This is a genomic window from Bradyrhizobium sp. 172 (assembly GCF_023101065.1).
Lineage (GTDB): Bacteria > Pseudomonadota > Alphaproteobacteria > Rhizobiales > Xanthobacteraceae > Bradyrhizobium > Bradyrhizobium canariense_D.
In genome coordinates, this window is record NZ_CP064701.1 from 1008900 (window position 1) to 1026544 (window position 17645).

Here is a 17645-nt window from a genome sequence, read left to right on the forward strand (position 1 = left end):
CATGAGAATTGTCTGCGATAGCGGATCGCCAAGAGTCGCATTGGGCCGATAGAGGCACGGGTCCGTGCTACCGTTCAGCCGATGTGTTGACGAGGTGCAGCTTGGTCGCGGGCGAAGCCCGCGGCATTGCTTTCTCAAACTCCGCGAGAATGCTGGCGCCGAGCTCTGAGGCGGGGATCGGCCGGCCGAAGAAGAAGCCCTGGACCTGATCACCGTTGGCCGCGTCGAGGAAAGCTGCCTGGTTGGCGGTCTCGACGCCTTCGACCGTCACCCGCATGCGCAGTTCCCGTCCGAGCGCGATGATCGCTTTTACTACTGTCCCGACCTGACAATGAGGGCCGTCGAGGCTCTGCATGAAGGCTCGATCGATCTTGATCTTGTCGAACGGAAAGCGCCACAGATAGCTGAGGCTCGAATAGCCAGCCCCGAAATCGTCCATCACGATGGCAACGCCCATCGTCTTGAGCGTCCGGAGCTGAGCCATGATCGTTTCGGTGTTGCCGAGCAGCAGGCTTTCGGTGATCTCCAGTTCGAGTCGGTGCGCCGCGAGTCCGGCGTCTTTTAGTGCGGCGGCGACGATGTCACCGATGTTGCCCGCCACGAACTGCACGGGTGACAGGTTCACTGCAACGGTCAGGTGCGCCGGCCAGGTCGCGGCCGTGCGGCATGCCTCCCGCAACACCCACGCCCCGATCTTGTCGATAAGCCGCAAGTCCTCGGCGACCGGAATGAAGGTCAATGGCGGAATGAGGGTTCCGTCCGCCGCGGGCATCCGGATCAGCGCTTCGAAGCCGGCAAGGCGGCGCTGGGATATTTCGAAGAGCGGCTGATAATGCAATTCGAAGCGATCATTCAGTACCGCGTCGCGAATCGCCCTCTCGAGCTCGATGCGCGCTTGTAGCTCAGTGTCCATTTCAGGCAGGAAAAACCGGATGCAGTTGCGGCCGGCTGCCTTGGCCGCGTAGAGCGCGAGGTCGGCACTCTTGAGCAACCGCTCGGCGGTGGTGTCTTCCCCCGTCGCCAGCGCCACGCCGATGCTAGCGGTGGTGAGGATCTCGTGCTGCTTGAATTTCACGGTCGCATTTACCGCGGCGGCGAGATGGCTCGCAAACGACTCGGCCTGAGCTTTGCCGGCGATCCCGCTCTGCACGACCACGAATTCGTCGCCGCCGAGCCGCGCCACCACGTCGTCGATCCTGGCCGCGGCGCGAAGACGCTTGGCGATGGACTTGAGCAGAAAATCGCCACTGTCGTGACCAAGCGAATCGTTGACCTCCTTGAAACGGTCGATGTCGATGAAGTGTACGGCAAGGCTGCCGCCCCGCATCGGCAGGCGAGCGATGGCGCTCTCCAGTTTTTCGATCAGCTGCGGGCGATTGGTCAGCCCGGTCAACGCGTCATGATGGGCGAGAAACCGGATGCGCCGGTCAGCGTGCTTCACCTTTGTTTCCCGATACCAGGCAATTGCGGGAATGGAGAAGGCGAGACCTGACAGCAGGCAAAGGAACACGGCCGCGGTCAGGAACGTATTGTGGACATTCTTGCGTTGCTCGGTTTCATCCACGTAGGCCGCAACGACAGCGGTGAGGCGACCGTCGGTCTGGACCGGGACATAGGCGCGGGCGAAGAATGCCGGTCGGTCGGGCGAATTTCCCTCCCTGACGTCGACGATCGGGAGACCGTCAACCGCTGATCGCGCCGCATCGGGGCTATATTCAGACAAGTCGACGAGCGCGATCTTTTCGCGGGTCGAAACGAACTGGGAGTAGCCATTACGGTTGAATATTTCGTAGTGAAAGACCTCGCCGGAATTTCGCGCCGACAGGAAGAACGCCATGCTCGCGGCGGAAGGCTGCTCGCCGCCGGCGATCTGCTCGAGATCGGTGACACTGGCCGCCAGGAACCTCGCCCAGCTACGAGCGGTCGACGTCGCATCTTGACGGAGAAGATGATCGGTCGTGATCTTCAGGGTCGTCCCGGCGCCCAGCAACAGAATGGCAAGCGCGGCGACGATGGTGACGATGTTTCGCTGAGGCCAGATACTGGCGAGTGACGGCATCAGTGCTACCGGGTCGATCGCATTTTCGTGAGCTCGGCCCGAACCGTTTTTAGCAGTTCGGCATTGCGCTCACTTTTCGAAGCCCAATCGTCGGCAACGGCCGCGAACACGGCATTGGCCGCATCGAGGTCCGACGGCGTGGGTATGGTCACCTGGCGTTTGGGATCGGACTTCAGCTCCCCCATAATGCTGTTTTCAACGGCTTCGTAGGTATCCATGAAACGTCCGGCAGACCACGCACCGCTGTATTTGAGGATGGTCGCCTGTGCAGGTTTCGGCAGCCGGTTGAATATTTTCCGGTTCATCAAAACCATCAGCGGTGCGCCGCTGATGCCAAGAAGGTAATGATAGGTCGCAACGCGTTTGATGCCGTAATCGACCAATGGAGATGGTGGTACCAGGGCGCCATCGATGCTGCCGCTGCCAATGGCTTCGGAGATCTTGGTGACCGGCAGAAATACGGGCCGCGCTCCGAGCTTTTCGAGCGCTGCGGCTTCGCCCGGATTGTTGACGCGAATTCTCTTGTCCTTCAGATCATTCAGCGACGTGATCGGAATGTTGCTGTGGATCGTCTCGGGCTCGGTGACATAGGCGCCGATCACCACGTAGTCGTCGTATCCTTGCAGCGCGCCGGCGGCCATAAGCCGGTTGAACACCGCAACGGACTCCCGCATGTTCGTAAACAGGCCGGGCATCTCGATGATTGCATTGTCTGCGAACCGGTTGCGAGTCAGTCCCGTCACGACGTAGGCGATGTCGGCCGTACCATCGAGCACGAGCTGGGGTTGCTCAGCCGGATCCTTTCCAAGCACGCCGCTGAAATAGGTCTCGATTTCGATCTGGCCTCTTGCCTCGGCGTTGACCGCGTCGACGAATGGCTTGACCGCAGCGAGATAACTCGTCGAGCGGTCGGAACTGGGGAAGGCCAATTTGAGCTTGACCGGTTCGGCGGCGGAGGCCGAAATCAACGCAAAAGAGATCACCGCGCATCGTGCAAGCAAACTAAGCATCGGTTTTCCGATCGTGGCGGCGGCGCGTCGAAACGCCGATTTGCTCGGTCCCTAACGAACCCCCATAGATAGAAATGCTTCAGAGAACTCTCCTAGATAGCACGCGGCGATCCGGGCGGCGACCAGATCGCGAATCGTAGTTTGAAGCGTGCTAACGCCGGCGAGACAATTGTCTGAGAGCGCGCGGCCGCGAGAGGGCAACCCAGCTAAAGGTGGACGTTATCAGCGCGCTGCCGGCAACACGCCGCTACGGCAGACCGCGCGCCTCGAGCTGATGCACCAGCAGCAGTGTCGGCTCGGCGAGGCTGTCGCCGGAGCCGTCGAGGCCGAAGGCGCTCGCGATGCCGTCGCGGCTGCGCAGCAGCGCGCTACGCGGACAATGGCCGGCGCCGCAGAGCGTCTTCTTCAGGGTTTCGCCCTGCGCCGTGATGCCGGCGGAATCATCCGCGGCCCAGGCCAGCACGATCGGGACGTCCACATTGAGGATGCCGGGGAAGACCGAGCGCTTGTTGTACTGGCTGGCGTCCCTGCCGAGATAGGCCTTCTCGCTGTCGCTGGCGTCCTTGCCGGCGCGGTAGATCCCGGACACCAGCACGACCGCCGCGACATCGGCGCGGTCGGTCTGGAGTTCGGGATGGGCCAGCAGGGTGGCGACGTGGAAGGCGCCGGCGCCGTAGCCGACTGCGACGATCTCGCGGGCATCGCCGTTGAATAGGTCGATATTGCCGTAGACCCAGGACAGCGCCGCCGCCACGTCGCTCGCACCCGCCGGCCACGTCGCCGAGGGCGCCAGCCGGTAGTTGACGCGCACGCCGATCATGTCGTTGCGCGCGGCAAAGCACATGGCCTGGTCCTGGATCTGGCGCGACAGCTCCGGCGCGGCGCGGTCGCCAGTGAAGGTGTCGCCGGTCACGAACAGCAGCACCGGCCGCGGCGTATCCGCCTTGGTCGTGGCGGTGGCGACATCGAGCACATTGGCTTCGCTCTCGCCGTAGCGCAGGCCGCGCGAGAAGGTGACCTGCTCGCATAGCCGCGCGGTGCCGCCTGCGGTGGTGTCGCTATCTGTGAGGCCGACCTGGACAAGATCGGACGGCGCAGCCGGCCGCGGCGGCAAGGGGCCGTGCGCGGAGGCTGCCGTCAGGCCCAGAATCAGAAAAAATGCGAGAAAATTCTTCATGTCGGTGGTGGCCCTGCGTGCCCGATATGGGCTCGCGCGTTTGGCCCGTCTTTTCAATTCGCCTTATTAGTTAGTTGGTCATGAGGCGATTTCGCGGCACCCATGGTTCTCTCGGCTCGTCCTCCACGCGTGGTTCAATTCCCCGGCTGGAACGTGCAATCCGCCCCGCTGCCGTCCTTCCGGCGGATGGCATTGGGGTCGATCGTGCAGCTCAGCTTGGTCAGGCTCTCGAAATTCGATTCTGCGGCGCCGTCGGCCGGAATGCCGGCCAGAGCTTCGGTGGCGAAGATCTCGTTGGCCGTGGAGCCATTCACCGTCCGGGTCTTCTTGCCGAAGGTGACCTCGCAGTTCCGGACGGTGATGTCGACATTGCCGGCGCGACAGACGATTCGATCGGCGGTCACCATGATCGGCTTCTTGTAGGGAATGTCGCTGTTGGCGGCGAACAGCATCGCCATTGCCTTCTTCTCGGCGCCAGACAGGACCGACGACAGCGGCGCGATCACCCCCGCGAGCGCCAGCGCCGTCGCGCCCGAGACTTTTGCGGGCGTCGCGTCGGAGGCTCCCGCGACGCCGGAGGCGGCTGCGAGGACGAGGGTGCAGGCGAAGATCAATCGACCGGCTTTCATCTTCCCTCCCTGGACCTGCAATCGCGGCTTCCCTCCGAGAAGCGCGCGGAACCAGATTAGCATGTAAATCCGAATTGGAAGGCAAGTTCGCCTCGCCTCGCGCCTTCGCGCGCTACGGCTGTTTTGCTCCGAGGTGTCAAACGGTTACGCCGCGGGGCCGAGCCCCGCGCCGAGACGGCCGTTCTACTGTGCATGGGGTTGTTTTCGCGTTTTTTTGTTTGGCCGACCTGTCAGGCCTGCTTCATCGTCCGGAAGGTGATGGAATAGCGGCGCGCCTCGACCGGCGGGATGCTGTGCTCCCATTGCGACCGCGCCTCGCCGTCCATCATGTAAAGCGAGCGCGGCCGGGCTTCGAGCGTGTGGCGCTCCCATTTGTCGCCGCTACGGCGGCGGAAACGGAATTTGCAGGACGAGCCCAGCGACATGCCGAGGATTTTGTCGAAATGCGGCTTGTCGCGATGCCAGCCGATGCCGACGCCGGCCTCGTATTCGGTGCAGAGCACCTGCCGCACGCTGCCGCCGGCAAGCCCAGCCCATGCCTCGACCTGCCGCGCGACGGGCAGGACCCAGTCCGGGATCGGCTCGGCCTCGGCCAGCCGCTGCAGCGAATAGTCATAGCGATAGCCGAAGGACGCCACCCGGCGGTTGCCCTCGAAGGCGCCGAACTGGAAGCGCTGGAGCGGCAATGCTGCGATGCGGCCGATGAGCGCCTGCTCGACGGCGGTCTCGACGAAGTCATCGGCATAGCGAAGGCCGGCGGGCCCTGCGTGCGGATCGTCGAACAAGCCAAGCTGCGTCATTCCTCGCATTTCCGTGATGGAACCTAATGGTGGCTGATGCGACTTACATATGACGCGGAAAGTAACATGCGAGGCTGTCATGGCAGAGAAGCATACCGCCGATCCGGCAGAGATCATGCGGGCGACCGGTCATCCTGAGCTGGAATACGCAGCCGGCTGGACCATCGCCGGTCTGGTCACCATCGGCACCATCGTCGCCGCCTGGGTGTTCGCGATCTAGCCATTGGAAACTGCAGCTCGAACGCCGCGCCCTGATCGGTCGGCGTGAGCCTGATCGAGCCGCCATGGCTCGCCATCACCGCGCGCGCGATCGCCAGCCCCATCCCGGTGCCGCCCTGGTCGCGGCGCGTGGTGAAGAACGCGTCGAAGATCCTGTCGCGGTTCGGCGTCGAGATCGGCTCGCCGTCATTGCTTACCGTCACACGCAGGGTCGTACGCTCGTCGATCGCTTTCAGCCTGATTGTCCCAGCCTTGTGTCGCATCGCATTATCGGCGAGATGCGACAGCACGATGAGCGCCTTCTCGGCCGACATGCCGATCATCAGGTCGAGGCTGCCGCTGGCCTCTATCGAGCTCGCCGGAAATCGGCTCCTGAGGTCGGCAATCACCGGCGCCAATTCCGTGCGCTCGTTTTGCGGCAGGCTTTCGGCACGCGCGAGTTCGCGCAGCCGCTGCGCCATCGCTTCCAGCCGCTTTGTGTCGGACAGGATGTTGGCGATGAACGTCTCCTGCTCGGCCGGCGTCAGGCTGCCCGCTTTGCCCTGAAGCGTCCGCGTCGTGTAGATCACCCCCGCGACGTGGTTGTTGACGATGACAGGCATTGCCGAAAACACGTGGACGCCGAGGCCGCGGCCATCAATTCTACGGCGTCACCGCTCCGCGGGGCACGGCGCGTGGGGCGGTCAGCTCCTTCCACGTCGAATTGGCGACATGCACGGGCGAGAACGCCGGGCGCTCGACATAACGGCCGTCGCCGGCCTCGGCGCGCAGATCGCCGTCTTTCCGGACGATTCGGCCGCGCGACAGCGTCGCCGCCGGTCCGCCGGTGCAGGAAAACCCCTCGAACACGTTGTAATCGATCCGGCTCATCTGCCGCTTCGCGCTGATGGTCTTGCTCGCCTTGGGATCCCAAACCACGATATCTGCATCCGAGCCGACGGCGACCGCGCCCTTGCGCGGATAGATGTTGAGGATGCGGGCGATATTCGCCGAGGTGACTGCGACGAATTCTTCCTTCGTCAACCGTCCCGTGGCGACGCCCGCGGTCCACAGCAGGGCGAGGCGATCTTCGAGGCCGCCGGTGCCGTTCGGGATCTTTCTGAAATCGCCGAACCCGAACCGCTTCTGCTCGGTGGTGAAGGCGCAGTGGTCGGTCGCGACCACCTGCAGCGAGCCGGCTTGCAGACCGGCCCAAAGACTATCCTGATGCGACCTGTCGCGGAACGGCGGCGACATCACGCGCTGCGCGGCATGATCCCAGTCCTTGTTCTGATATTCACCGGCGTCCAGCAACAAGTGCTGGATCAACGGCTCGCCATAGACGCGCTTGCCCGCCGCACGTGCGCGCGCGATCGCCTCATGCGCTTCGCGGCAGCTCGTGTGCACGATATAGACCGGCGTCCCCGTCATGTCGGCGATCATGATGGCGCGGTTGGTGGCTTCGCCCTCGACCTCCGGCGGCCGTGAATAAGCGTGTCCCTCGGGCCCGGTGACGCCGCCCGCGATCAGCGCCTCCTGCATCAGGGCGACGACGTCGCCGTTCTCCGCATGCACGACAGGCATGGCGCCGAGATGGGCGCAGCGGGCGAACGAGTTGTAGAGCTCGTCGTCGTTCACCATGAGCGCGCCCTTGTAGGCCATGAAGTGCTTGAAGGTGTTGATGCCGTAGGTTTTGACCACGGTCTCCATCTCGTCATGGATCTGCTTCGACCACGACGTTACCGCCATGTGGAAGCCGTAGTCGGAGGCCGCCTTCTCGGATTTGTGTCGCCACTCCTGATAGGCCGCGAGCATCGGCTGGCCTGGATCGGGCAGGCAGAAATCCACCACCATGGTGGTGCCGCCGGCCAGCGCCGCCTTGGTCCCCGATTCGAAATCGTCGGCGGTGACAGTGCCCATGAACGGCATTTCGAGATGAGTGTGCGGATCGATGCCGCCCGGGATGACGTAGGCGCCGCCGGCATCGATGACCTCGCACCCCGTCGGCGCATCGAGCGATTGCCCGACCGCGACGATGGTCTCGCCGTCGATCAGCACGTCCGCGCGGCGCGAATGATCATGATTGACGACGGTGCCGCCGCGGATGAGGAGGGGCATTGGATGCTCCGGAGAGGAAAGTGGACCTCGCGAAGCTAAGCGCGCGGCACACGACGCGACAGGTGAAATTTTAGTCAGGCACGCCGACAGTTGAGCCGTGCTCTCTCGGCCCCTACGCCGCCCGCGCGATCAGCCCGTCAATCATCGCGCGCACCAGGCCCGCGATTTCCTTCCGGAGCGCCGGCAGCGGCACCGCGACCAGTTTCTGCTCCAGTCCCAGCGCCACCATGCCATGCACCGCCGAGAACAGGCTGCGCGCGGTGATGCCGAGCTCCTCCCGACTGCGTTTTGGAAATAGCGCGGCCAGCGGCTGGTAGACGTGGCGAAACAGCTGCAGCTGGTCGTCGATGGACCAGTCGGGGAGGGGCTTGTCGGCTGCCATGCGGTGCTCGAACAGAGCGCGCCACAGTTCGAGATTCTCCGCGGCGAAATCGCAATAGGCGAGAGCAATGCGGACCAGGGTCTCCTGCGGCGACGGCTCGCGCGCGCTTTCCGCCGCGCTCAGGGCCCGGTCGAGCCGAAGCAAAGTGCGCGAGCCCACGCGCAGGATCAGTTCATCGACATCGGCGACGAGATTGTAGACCGCGCCGTTGGCGCAGCCGATCTCGCGGGCGAGATCGCGGGTCTTTAAACCCGCCAATCCCCTGTCGGCGATCATTCGTTCCGCCGCCAGGATCAAATCGGATCGAAGTTTCTCTCGGCGTTCCAATGGCTTAGTCATCTGCAAACCAAATTCTTGAGCGTCGCTCAAATATTCCTTGAACGATGTTCAAGTTTCTTGCTACAAACCATCCGTGAGCAACGCTCATAACAGGGAGCTTCAGATGTTCAAGACCGTAGTGACACTTTTCCGCGGCAGCGTGGCCGCCGCCAGCGAGGAGCTGGAAGACCGGACGGCCCTTCTGATCCTCGATCAACAGATGCGCGACGCGGCCGCGGCCGTCGAGCGCGGCAAACGGACCCTTGCGCTGGCGATTGCGCAGGACCAGCAGGAAGCTCGCAAGCTCGAGGCGACCGTCGCCCGCATCGCTGATCTCGAGATGCGCGCGGTCGCGGCGCTCGACGGGGACCGCGAGGATCTCGCCAACGATGCTGCCGAAGCCATCGCGGGCCTGGAGGCCGATCGCGATGCGGCGCTGACGGCCCGCGCACTGTTCGCAACCGAAATCGCGCGGCTGAAGCGGCACGTCGCAAGCGCGCAGGCCCGCATCACCGAGCTCGACCGCGGCCGCCGCGTCGCCCGTGCCTCGAAAGCGGTGCGCTCGCTTCGCCGCAGCGGCATCGAGGCGGCACGCCCCTACGAATCCACGCTGCCGGAGGCGGAGAGCACTTTGAGGCGTCTTCGTGAGCGGCAGATGGAAGCCCAGGCCGCCGACGACGCGCTGGTCGAGCTCGATGCGGCCACCGGTCCGCTCGCCACCGCCGAAAAACTCGCCGAGCAGGGTTTTGGCCCCAGGCTCAAGACGACCGCGGACGACGTGCTGGCACGGTTGAAGTCCAAGCGCACGCCGACGGTCTGATCCCAAACCCATCATCATTCGAACCAACAGGAGACCATCATGAACCAGAATGGCCAGCCCCACAGCGGCGCCTGGGTGACTTTCACTTACGTGTCCTTCGCAGCCTCCGCCTTCCTCATCGCCATCGGCATCTTCTTCCTGCCGATCGACCTCTGGATGAAGGGTTATCTCACCATGGGCATCGTCATGTTGATCCAGACTTGCATCACCCTGACCAAGACGGTCCGGGACAACCATGAAAGTAGCCGGATGGTGAACCGCATCGAGGATGCCAAGGCGGAACGTCTGCTGATGGAAGTCTCCAAGGCGGCCTGAGAGGCATGACAATACGCAAGGAAGCAGCGGAGCAATTTGTTCCGCTGCTTCGCGCCGGATGCATTCCGTCAAACCTTATCGCGCCAGCGAAATGCAACCGAGCCATGACGGATCGCGCGGGCGTGCGCTCTTGCGCACCGGCAGCGGCCGGAGCACTCTGCACGAGCGGCACACAAAGAATGCCGCCAAAAAGATGTGCTTACAAGATCTCGGCGAGGAACTTCATGGCGGTGACGCGGATCGACTGCGACATCCACCCGGCGGTTGGTGGCACGCGCACGACGCTGCTGCCGTATCTCAGCGATCACTGGAAAGAGCAGGTCGTGAGCCGCGCCATCGACGGGCTCGATCTCACCTCCTATCCGCCCAGCATGCCGCTGGCGGGCCGCGCCGACTGGCGTCCGGCGAACGGCGCAAAGCCTGGTTCCGATCTTGCGATGGTACAGAAGGGCGCATTCGAGCAGTTGGGTGCCAGCCACGCGATTCTCAACGTGCTCTACGGCGCTCAGGCCGTGTTCGATCCCTACATGGCGGCCGACTTCTGCAGGGCGATCAACGACTGGATCGCGACTGAGTGGCTGTCGCGCGATGCGCGCTTGCGTGCCTCGATCGTGGTGCCGATGCAGGATCCGGATCTGGCGGTCGAGGAGATCGAGCGCCGCGCCGGCGATCACCGCTTCGTGTCGATCCTCGTGCTGGCGCAGGGCGAGACGCTGCTGGGACGCCGGCATTTCTGGCCGGTCTATCGGCTCGCGGAAAAGTACAAGCTGCCGCTCGCGATCCACGCCGGCACGCAATATCGGCAGGCGCCGAGCTCGGCCGGATGGCCGTCGCACCGCTACGAATATTACTTCGTCGAGGCGCAGGCATTTCAGGCGCAGATCCTGAGCCTGATCTATGAGGGCGTGTTCGGCAAGTTTCCGGACCTCAAGGTCGTGCTGATGGAATCCGGCGTGAGCTGGCTCCCGGCTTTCATGTGGCGCGCCAACAAGACCTGGCGCGGCGTGCGCGTCGAGGTGCCCTGGGTCGAGCGCGAGCCGGCAGCGATCATCCGCGACAGTTTTCGTGTCACAATGCAGCCGTTCGACGCGCCGGGCGACGCCAAAAGCGTCGAGGAGATCATCGACCAGATCGGCTCGGACAAGATGTTCCTGTTCGCGTCCGACTATCCGCACTGGCAGTTCGACGGCGACGATCCGATCCCGCCGGACCTGCCGAACAGCATCATCTCGAAGATGTGCGTCGACAACCCGCTGGAGACGTTTCCGCGGCTGTCGCTCGCCAACTAGACCGGAGTTTCGCATGAGTGACGTCATCGACCGCCCACTACGAGAAGACGAAAAGCCTGCCGCTTCGCGGCTGCGCATCGTCGATTGCGACGTTCATCCGAGCCTGCATTCGTTCGACGATCTCAACGAGTTTCTGCCAAAGCGCTGGCAGCAGCATCTGAAGGAATATGGCAGCCATTTGCGCACGCCCTATCTGTTCACCACGCCCTATCCGCGCTCTTCGCCGCTGATCGCGCGGCGCGATGCCTGGCCGCCGACCGGCGGGCCGCCCGGTTCGGATCTCGCCTTCATGCAGAAGCAGCATCTCGATCCGCTCGATGTCGAGTTCGGGATTTTGCAGGTGCTCGATCTCTTCATCTTCTCGCAGCAGAACCTCGAATTCGGCGCCGCGATCCAGCGTGCCATCAACGACTGGCAACTGGCGTTCTGGTCGCATCGCGACCCGCGCCTGAAGGCTTCGATCCTGGTCGGGCAGGACGGCGTCGATCTCGCCATTGCCGAGATCGAACGCTGCGCGAAAATCGGCGAATACGTCCAGATCAACGTCTCGCCGCGCGCCAACGAGCCGTTGGGCCGCCGCCGCTACTGGCCGATCTACGAGCGTGCCCAAGAACTGGACCTGCCGCTCGGCATCCATGTCGGCGGCTATGGCGGGCATGCGCCGACCGGTGGCGGCTGGCCGTCCTATTATGTCGAGGAGCACCAGTCCAACGCGCACACCATTGCGGCGCAGCTTGCCAGCCTCGTGATCGAGGGTGTGCCGGAGCGTTTTCCGAAATTGAAGTTTGTCTTTATCGAGGGCGGCTTCGGCTGGATCCCGTCCGCGGTGTGGCGAATGGACCAGCATTTTGAGCGGTTTCGCAGCGAGGTGCCGCATCTCAAGCGCAAGCCGTCGGAATATGTCCGCGAGCATTTCTGGTTCACGACGCAACCGATCGACGAACCTGACGAAGCCCGGCACCTGCGCTCGTTGATCGAATGGGTCGGCATCGACCGTCTCCTGTTCTCGTCGGACTATCCGCACTGGGATTTCGACGATCCGCGCTTTGCGTTCAAGACGCCACTGACGGAGGCCGAGCGAAGGAAGATCTTCAGCACCAATGCCCGCGCGGTCTACAAGTTCTGAGAAGGTCTGCACGGATGGCCCGTCACATCGTCGCGTCCACCTCGGAGATCCCACCCGGTGGCAACAAGGTCGTCGATGTCGCCGGCCGCGACATTGTCGTGTTCCACGTCAATGGCGAGTTCTTCGCTTTGCTGAACCGCTGCCCGCACGAAGGCGCGCCGCTGGAGAAAGCGGCCTGTGTCGCGCGACTGACCTCGCCCGAGCCCGGCATCTATCAGCGCTCGCGCGTCGGCGAGATGCTGCGCTGTCCCTGGCATGGCTGGGAGTTCGACATGCGCAACGGCCAATCCTGGTTCGACCCGAAGCGCGTCAAGATTAAGTCATATCCGGTCGCGGTGGAGCGAGGCGAGGAACTCCAGAAAGGCCCGTATGTTGCCGAGACCTTTCCGGTGCATGTCGAGGACAGCTACGTGATTGTCGAGGTCTGAGCAGCCGTTTCGGATTGTGATTTCGCCGCAGGTGGGATAAGCCTCGCCCGCATTTATGGCGGAGACGAGCTTTGTCGAAACAATCACTGCGTGAGGAGGCCGAGCGCCTGATCCGCGAATCGATGGAAAAGAAAACCGTCGTCGTCAAGCAGGGCGATACTCGCATCGAGGCCGTCTGTGGTAAATGCGGCGCCCCGAACCGTGTGCAGGCGCCAAAGGGCCAGACCCGCATCAAGTTCGCCTGCAAGAATTGCGGGCATCAGCAAGAGACGCTGTAGGTTTCTTCGCCCTCTCCCCCTGTGGGAGAGGGTGGCTCGCCGCATAGCGGCGAGACGGGCGAGGGGTTTCTCTCTGCGAGAGACACTGCTCCTGAATTTGCGGATGCAACCCCTCATCCGGCGCTTCGCGCCACCTTCTCCCACAAGGGGAGAAGGAAAAACGCCTAATCCCCCTTCACGAACTTCGCGAATGCATCCGCATGGTCCGGGTGCCAGCGTGACAGCGGCGGGCGGTTCTCCACGATGTCGCCGGCGGCCCACAGCATGCGCTTTTCATCGAGCGCGCGCGGGACATCGTTGTCCGGGCACAGAATGTAGAAATCCCCGGCCTCCAGCCGCGCCAACATGAAATTCACGGTCTGCTCGGCCGTCCAGGCGCCGGCCGGCTTCTCTGTGCGGCCCTTCGCGGTAAGGCCCGTAAAGACGAAGCCGGGAATCAGCAGATGCGCGGTGATGCGGCAACCCGCAGTGTTGCGCAGCTCGTGCTGGAGCGCTTCCGTAAAAGCTTTCACGCCTGCCTTGGAGACGTTGTAGGCGGGATCGCCGGGCGGGGTGGTGATGCCCTGCTTCGACCCGGTGTTGATGATGAGCCCCGCGCTGCCGCGCGCGATCATGTTGGGCGCGAAGGTGCGCGAGCCGTTGATGATGCCCCACATGTTGACGCCGATGATGCGCTGCCAGTTGTTGGGTTCGCCGAACAGCGTGCTGCCGGGCTGGATGCCCGCATTGTTCATGAGGATGTCGGTGCCGCCGAAGCGCTCGTGGACGGCGCGCTCCAGTTCCATCACGCTCTCGGCCTTGCTGACGTCAATCGCGAAGGTCATCACATGTGCGGCGGACGTGAGGGATGAGAGTCTTGTCGCGGCGTCCGCCAGCCGCGCCTGATCCACATCGGCGATACACACCTTCACGCCGTTTCGCGCGAAGGCTGCGGCGGCGGCGAATCCGATGCCGGACGCGCCACCGGTGATCACGGCAACATTGTCTTTGATGATCGCGGGATGTGGCATGGATCGGTCTCCGGGGAGGGGCTCGGTCGTGCTATAACATGGCACTCGCGCGACCCCGCACAAGTCGGCATGGGAGGTGTTCGTTCCGCGCCGACTCTACGCCTCTACTTTACGCCTGTCCGGCATCGCAGTATTCTATCGATCAACGATCCCACCCAGATCGAACCAATCAATCATTGACAGGGAGTTCAGCCATGGCTGTGTCGCAGGCTATTCCGATCACGCGCCATCCATTCGCCAACGGATCCTACAAGCAGATGCTGATCGACGGGAAGTGGGTCGATGCTGCCTCAGGCAAGCGCTTCGAGACCCACAACCCCGCGACCGGCGAACTGCTCGCAACAGTGGCCGAGGGCGACAAGGAAGATATCGATCGCGCAGTTGCTGCCGCTCGCCGCGCCTTCGAAGGGCCCTGGAGCAAGGTCAAGCCGTTCGAGCGGCAGAATCTGCTCCTGAAGCTTGCCGACCTCGTCGAGAAGAATTTCGACGAATTGTCGCAGCTCGACACGCTCGACATGGGCGCGCCGCTCAGCCGTACCCGTGCCTATCGCCTGCGCGCCGTCGGCATGCTGCGCTATTATGCCGGCCAGACCACCGCGATCCATGGCGAGACCATCGAGAACTCGCTGCCCGGCGAAATCTTCTCCTACACGCTGAAGGAGCCGATCGGCGTCGTCGGCGCCATCATTCCCTGGAATGGTCCGCTGACTGCGACGATCTGGAAGATCGGTCCGGCGATCGCGACCGGCTGCACCGTCGTGCTCAAACCGGCCGAAGAAGCGCCGCTGACCTCGCTGCGCATCGCCGAGCTGGCGATGGAAGCGGGCGTTCCGCCCGGCGTCATCAACGTCGTGCCTGGCTATGGCGAGACTGCGGGCGCGGCGCTTGCCGCACACCACGACGTCGACAAGGTTGCCTTCACCGGCTCGCATGTCACGGGCCAGTCGATCATCCGCGCCTCGGCCGGCAACCTCAAGCGCGTCTCGCTCGAGCTCGGCGGCAAGTCGCCGGACATCGTGTTCGCGGATGCCGATCTCGATGCGGCCGTGCCGGGCGCTGCGATGGCGGTGTTCGCCAATTCGGGACAGATCTGCAGCGCCGGCACCCGGCTTTTCGTCGAGCAGTCGATCTATGAGGAGTTCGTCGGCCGCGTGGCCGAGTTCGGCAAGAAACTGCAGGTCGGCAACGGCCTCGATCCCAACACCCAGATCGGACCGCTGGTGTCCGAGCAACAGCTCGAGCGCGTCACCAGCTATCTCGACATCGGCCAAAAGGAAGGCGCGCGGGCGCTTGCCGGCGGTGGCCGCGTCACCGAAGGCGCGCTTGCAAAAGGCTTCTTCGTCTCGCCGACAGTGTTCGCGGGCGTCCAGGACAATATGCGCATCGCGCAGGAGGAGATCTTTGGTCCCGTCATTTCGGCGATCGCGTTCAAGGACATGGACGAGCTGGTCAAGCGCGCCAACGCCACCACGTTCGGTCTCGGCTCGGGCCTGTGGACGCGGGACGTCAGCAAGGCGCATGCGGTCGCGAAGAGGCTCCGTGCCGGTTCGGTGTGGGTGAACTGCTACCAGGCGATGGACCCGGCCGTGCCCTTCGGCGGCTACAAGATGAGCGGCTACGGCCGCGAATCCGGCAAGCAGCACGTCGAGGAATATCTCAACGTGAAGGCGGTGTGGATCAAGACGGCGTAACACTGGTCTTTCCCGCGTTCCGCGGGAGGGAATATCTGCTTTTGCAGGGGCGGCGCCTTCTCTCGGTAGCCGCCCCTCGCTATATGATGCGCATCCTTCCTTCGCCATTCGAGGCCAGCATGAAATTCGAGGCGTTGTTTCAACCGTTGCAGGTCGGTCCGTACACGCTCGCGCATCGCGTCGCGATGGCGCCGTTGACGCGCATGAGGGCCGAGCGCGAGAGCTTTTCGCCGCGGCCGCTCAACGCCGAATATTACGGCCAGCGCGCCACCCAAGGCGGCCTGCTCATCGCCGAGGCCTCGCCCGTGCTCTCGCACGGCCGCGGTAATCCAGCGACGCCCGGCATCTATTCGGAGACGCAGATCGCGGGCTGGCGCAAGGTGGTCGACGCCGTGCACGCCAAGGGCGGCATCATCTTTCTCCAGCTCTGGCACGTCGGCCGCGTCTCGCATTCCTCCTTCCACGGCGGGGAGCTGCCGGTCTCGGCCTCCGCGATCCCGATCAAGGCCGAAGGCATGAAGGCGATGACTGCCGACGGCAAGATCTCCAACTATGAGACGCCGCGCGCGCTGGACACGGATGAAGTCAAGGGCATCGTCGAGGCCTTCAGGCAGGGTGCGAAGAACGCGCTGGCCGCCGGCTTCGACGGGGTCGAGATCCACGGCGCCAACGGCTATCTGCTCGAGCAATTCCTGCAATCACGCAGCAACCAGCGCACCGATCAATATGGCGGTTCGATCGAGAACCGCGCGCGGCTTCTGCTCGAAGTGACCGAGGCCGCGATCGACGTCTGGGGCGCGGGCCGCGTCGGCGTGCGGCTGTCGCCCCACGGCATCGCCAATGATTCCGGCGAGCCCGATCCGATGCCGCTCTACACGCACGTGGTCAACGCGCTCGACAAGCTCGGTCTTGCCTATCTGCATTTCATCGAACCGCGCTCCAGCGGCTCGGGGCGCGCCGAAGTCAACTGGCAGAACGTGCCGTCGGCGATGCTGCTGTTCCGCCCGCTCTACAGCGGCGTGCTGATGACCGCCGGCGGATTTACCGGCGAGACCGCGAACGCCGCCATTGCGGAGGGGCATGCTGACATCATCGCCTTCGGCCGCATCTTCATCTCCAACCCCGATCTGCCGCTCCGCCTGCAGCACGATTACCCTCTCACGCCGTATAACCGTGCGACGTTTTACGGTGGCGAGGAGAAGGGTTATACGGATTATCCCGCGTACGACGAACTGACGCCGGTCTGACACTGCTGTAGCCCGGATGAGCAAAGCGATATCCGGGGTTCACTCAAGCTCTGGTCTTCCCGGATGTCGCTTCGCTCATCCGGGCTACAGAGTTATTGTGTTGCCCCGACTGACACCACGAACTCCGTCATTGCGAGCGCAGCGAAGCAATCCAGACTGCCTCGGCGGCAAGACTCTGAATTGCTTCGCTGCGCTCGCAATGACGAGAGGAGAGACAATGGCCAAAGCCGCAGCCGCCGCAGGTATAGCCACCGGCCAGTGCCTCTGCGGCAGGGTTACCTTCGAGATCGACGTTCCCGCACGCTGGGCCTGGCACGATCACTCCGCCGCCAGCCGTCGCGCCCACGGCGCCGCCTATGCAACCTATGTCGGAAGCTGGAAGAAGCGGTTTCGCATCACCGCAGGTAAGACGGCGCTGACGCGCTACGAGGACAAGGCAACGAAGACCGCGCGCAGCTTCTGCGCGCATTGCGGCACGCCGATCGCATATGAGCGCCCGCGCGGGCCGCATATGGTCAACATCCCCCGTGCGCTGTTTAGGGAACGCACCGGCCGCCAGCCGCTCTATCACATCGCGATCGAAGAGCTGCAGGAATGGACCTATACCGGCGAGCCGCTGGTGCCGCTGAAAGGCTTTCCCGGTGTGGTCTGGCAGCGCTCGAAAAAAAAGAAGCGGGCGAGCGGCGAGGATCCGTTCGAGTTGGGGCGCGAGGAGATGTAGCGCTGTCCCACGCAACGCAGCCATGACCG

18 protein-coding genes and 1 pseudogene are annotated in these 17645 nt (G+C 63.7%); 10 read left to right on the forward strand and 9 right to left on the reverse strand.

Annotated features, from left to right (window positions below; translation table 11 throughout):
• Nucleotides 1–67: 67 nt before the first annotated feature.
• The 5 genes from IVB07_RS04720 to IVB07_RS04740 form a co-directional block, all read right to left on the reverse strand.
• Entirely contained in the window at nucleotides 68–1837 is a 1770-nt protein-coding gene (locus IVB07_RS04720; protein ID WP_247299321.1) for an EAL domain-containing protein, read from the reverse strand.
• A 227-nt stretch (nucleotides 1838–2064) separates the two neighbouring features.
• Nucleotides 2065–3042 carry a TRAP transporter substrate-binding protein DctP gene (dctP, locus tag IVB07_RS04725; RefSeq protein ID WP_247299323.1) on the reverse strand — a complete coding sequence of 326 codons (978 nt, stop codon included), beginning with the start codon at nucleotides 3040–3042 and terminating at the stop codon, nucleotides 2065–2067.
• A gap of 274 nt (nucleotides 3043–3316) precedes the next feature.
• Nucleotides 3317–4246 carry a carboxylesterase family protein gene (locus tag IVB07_RS04730; RefSeq protein ID WP_018453363.1) on the reverse strand — a complete coding sequence of 310 codons (930 nt, stop codon included), beginning with the start codon at nucleotides 4244–4246 and terminating at the stop codon, nucleotides 3317–3319.
• A gap of 134 nt (nucleotides 4247–4380) precedes the next feature.
• Nucleotides 4381–4875, reverse strand: coding sequence for a hypothetical protein (locus IVB07_RS04735; RefSeq protein WP_247360932.1), 495 nt, complete (start codon nucleotides 4873–4875; stop codon nucleotides 4381–4383).
• 230 nt (nucleotides 4876–5105) lie between these two features.
• Nucleotides 5106–5675 (reverse strand): alpha-ketoglutarate-dependent dioxygenase AlkB, encoded by a 570-nt coding sequence (locus IVB07_RS04740; protein WP_018453365.1) that lies wholly within the window; start codon nucleotides 5673–5675, stop codon nucleotides 5106–5108.
• A 79-nt stretch (nucleotides 5676–5754) separates the two neighbouring features.
• On the opposite strand from IVB07_RS04740, the gene IVB07_RS04745 reads away from it, so the two are divergent.
• Nucleotides 5755–5895: a hypothetical protein gene (locus IVB07_RS04745; protein WP_007597071.1), complete on the forward strand. Its 141-nt coding sequence runs from the start codon at nucleotides 5755–5757 to the stop codon at nucleotides 5893–5895.
• Here IVB07_RS04745 and IVB07_RS04750 read toward each other — a convergent pair.
• The 3 genes and pseudogenes from IVB07_RS04750 to IVB07_RS04760 form a co-directional block, all read right to left on the reverse strand.
• Nucleotides 5852–6526: pseudogene (locus IVB07_RS04750) on the reverse strand (HAMP domain-containing sensor histidine kinase); the annotation flags it as partial. The gene IVB07_RS04745 and the pseudogene IVB07_RS04750 sit on opposite strands and share 44 nt — an antisense overlap.
• 10 nt (nucleotides 6527–6536) lie before the next feature.
• Complete coding sequence (hydA, locus tag IVB07_RS04755; RefSeq protein ID WP_247767499.1) at nucleotides 6537–7991, reverse strand: dihydropyrimidinase; 1455 nt, start codon at nucleotides 7989–7991, stop codon at nucleotides 6537–6539.
• 112 nt (nucleotides 7992–8103) lie between these two features.
• Nucleotides 8104–8712: a TetR/AcrR family transcriptional regulator gene (locus IVB07_RS04760; protein ID WP_026232519.1), complete on the reverse strand. Its 609-nt coding sequence runs from the start codon at nucleotides 8710–8712 to the stop codon at nucleotides 8104–8106.
• 103 nt (nucleotides 8713–8815) lie between these two features.
• Here IVB07_RS04760 and IVB07_RS04765 point away from each other — a divergent pair, with 103 nt between their 5' ends.
• The 6 genes from IVB07_RS04765 to IVB07_RS04790 all read left to right on the forward strand — a co-directional run bounded on the left by IVB07_RS04765 (nucleotide 8816) and on the right by IVB07_RS04790 (nucleotide 12947).
• Nucleotides 8816–9511, forward strand: a complete 696-nt coding sequence (locus IVB07_RS04765) for a PspA/IM30 family protein (RefSeq protein ID WP_247767500.1) — start codon at nucleotides 8816–8818, stop codon at nucleotides 9509–9511.
• Between the two features lie 39 nt (nucleotides 9512–9550).
• Nucleotides 9551–9826 (forward strand): YiaA/YiaB family inner membrane protein, encoded by a 276-nt coding sequence (locus IVB07_RS04770; protein WP_007615098.1) that lies wholly within the window; start codon nucleotides 9551–9553, stop codon nucleotides 9824–9826.
• A gap of 224 nt (nucleotides 9827–10050) precedes the next feature.
• On the forward strand, nucleotides 10051–11115 hold the full coding sequence (locus IVB07_RS04775) for an amidohydrolase family protein (protein ID WP_018453370.1): 1065 nt from the start codon (nucleotides 10051–10053) through the stop codon (nucleotides 11113–11115).
• A 13-nt stretch (nucleotides 11116–11128) separates the two neighbouring features.
• Nucleotides 11129–12241, forward strand: a complete 1113-nt coding sequence (locus tag IVB07_RS04780) for an amidohydrolase family protein (RefSeq protein ID WP_085385450.1) — start codon at nucleotides 11129–11131, stop codon at nucleotides 12239–12241.
• A 14-nt stretch (nucleotides 12242–12255) separates the two neighbouring features.
• Nucleotides 12256–12669, forward strand: coding sequence for a Rieske (2Fe-2S) protein (locus IVB07_RS04785; protein ID WP_018453372.1), 414 nt, complete (start codon nucleotides 12256–12258; stop codon nucleotides 12667–12669).
• A 71-nt stretch (nucleotides 12670–12740) separates the two neighbouring features.
• The gene (locus tag IVB07_RS04790) at nucleotides 12741–12947 is read left to right on the forward strand and encodes a hypothetical protein (RefSeq protein ID WP_007615092.1); all 207 of its coding nucleotides are present in this window, start codon (nucleotides 12741–12743) and stop codon (nucleotides 12945–12947) included.
• 164 nt (nucleotides 12948–13111) lie between these two features.
• Here IVB07_RS04790 and IVB07_RS04795 read toward each other — a convergent pair whose 3' ends face one another.
• Nucleotides 13112–13957, reverse strand: a complete 846-nt coding sequence (locus IVB07_RS04795) for an SDR family NAD(P)-dependent oxidoreductase (protein ID WP_018453373.1) — start codon at nucleotides 13955–13957, stop codon at nucleotides 13112–13114.
• Nucleotides 13958–14151: 194 nt separating this feature from the next.
• On the opposite strand from IVB07_RS04795, the gene IVB07_RS04800 reads away from it, so the two are divergent.
• The 3 genes from IVB07_RS04800 to IVB07_RS04810 all read left to right on the forward strand — a co-directional run bounded on the left by IVB07_RS04800 (nucleotide 14152) and on the right by IVB07_RS04810 (nucleotide 17616).
• Nucleotides 14152–15648, forward strand: coding sequence for an aldehyde dehydrogenase family protein (locus tag IVB07_RS04800; protein WP_247299325.1), 1497 nt, complete (start codon nucleotides 14152–14154; stop codon nucleotides 15646–15648).
• Nucleotides 15649–15767: 119 nt separating this feature from the next.
• Nucleotides 15768–16895, forward strand: coding sequence for an alkene reductase (locus IVB07_RS04805; protein WP_026232520.1), 1128 nt, complete (start codon nucleotides 15768–15770; stop codon nucleotides 16893–16895).
• A gap of 217 nt (nucleotides 16896–17112) precedes the next feature.
• Complete coding sequence (locus tag IVB07_RS04810; protein ID WP_018453376.1) at nucleotides 17113–17616, forward strand: GFA family protein; 504 nt, start codon at nucleotides 17113–17115, stop codon at nucleotides 17614–17616.
• The last annotated feature ends 29 nt before the right edge of the window (nucleotides 17617–17645 follow it).

What these genes read in the sequence shown, in the direction of transcription:
- IVB07_RS04770 (WP_007615098.1), top strand. Translation starts at nt 9,551, where the DNA reads ATGAACCAGAATGGCCAGCCCCACAGCGGCGCCTGGGTGACTTTCACT.
- IVB07_RS04775 (WP_018453370.1), top strand. Translation starts at nt 10,051, where the DNA reads ATGGCGGTGACGCGGATCGACTGCGACATCCACCCGGCGGTTGGTGGC.
- IVB07_RS04760 (WP_026232519.1), bottom strand. Translation starts at nt 8,712, where the DNA reads ATGACTAAGCCATTGGAACGCCGAGAGAAACTTCGATCCGATTTGATC.
- IVB07_RS04785 (WP_018453372.1), top strand. Translation starts at nt 12,256, where the DNA reads ATGGCCCGTCACATCGTCGCGTCCACCTCGGAGATCCCACCCGGTGGC.
- IVB07_RS04720 (WP_247299321.1), bottom strand. Translation starts at nt 1,837, where the DNA reads ATGGCGTTCTTCCTGTCGGCGCGAAATTCCGGCGAGGTCTTTCACTAC.
- IVB07_RS04795 (WP_018453373.1), bottom strand. Translation starts at nt 13,957, where the DNA reads ATGCCACATCCCGCGATCATCAAAGACAATGTTGCCGTGATCACCGGT.
- IVB07_RS04730 (WP_018453363.1), bottom strand. Translation starts at nt 4,246, where the DNA reads ATGAAGAATTTTCTCGCATTTTTTCTGATTCTGGGCCTGACGGCAGCC.
- IVB07_RS04765 (WP_247767500.1), top strand. Translation starts at nt 8,816, where the DNA reads ATGTTCAAGACCGTAGTGACACTTTTCCGCGGCAGCGTGGCCGCCGCC.
- IVB07_RS04805 (WP_026232520.1), top strand. Translation starts at nt 15,768, where the DNA reads ATGAAATTCGAGGCGTTGTTTCAACCGTTGCAGGTCGGTCCGTACACG.
- IVB07_RS04735 (WP_247360932.1), bottom strand. Translation starts at nt 4,875, where the DNA reads ATGAAAGCCGGTCGATTGATCTTCGCCTGCACCCTCGTCCTCGCAGCC.
- IVB07_RS04780 (WP_085385450.1), top strand. Translation starts at nt 11,129, where the DNA reads ATGAGTGACGTCATCGACCGCCCACTACGAGAAGACGAAAAGCCTGCC.
- IVB07_RS04745 (WP_007597071.1), top strand. Translation starts at nt 5,755, where the DNA reads ATGGCAGAGAAGCATACCGCCGATCCGGCAGAGATCATGCGGGCGACC.
- IVB07_RS04800 (WP_247299325.1), top strand. Translation starts at nt 14,152, where the DNA reads ATGGCTGTGTCGCAGGCTATTCCGATCACGCGCCATCCATTCGCCAAC.
- hydA (WP_247767499.1), bottom strand. Translation starts at nt 7,991, where the DNA reads ATGCCCCTCCTCATCCGCGGCGGCACCGTCGTCAATCATGATCATTCG.
- IVB07_RS04740 (WP_018453365.1), bottom strand. Translation starts at nt 5,675, where the DNA reads ATGACGCAGCTTGGCTTGTTCGACGATCCGCACGCAGGGCCCGCCGGC.
- IVB07_RS04810 (WP_018453376.1), top strand. Translation starts at nt 17,113, where the DNA reads ATGGCCAAAGCCGCAGCCGCCGCAGGTATAGCCACCGGCCAGTGCCTC.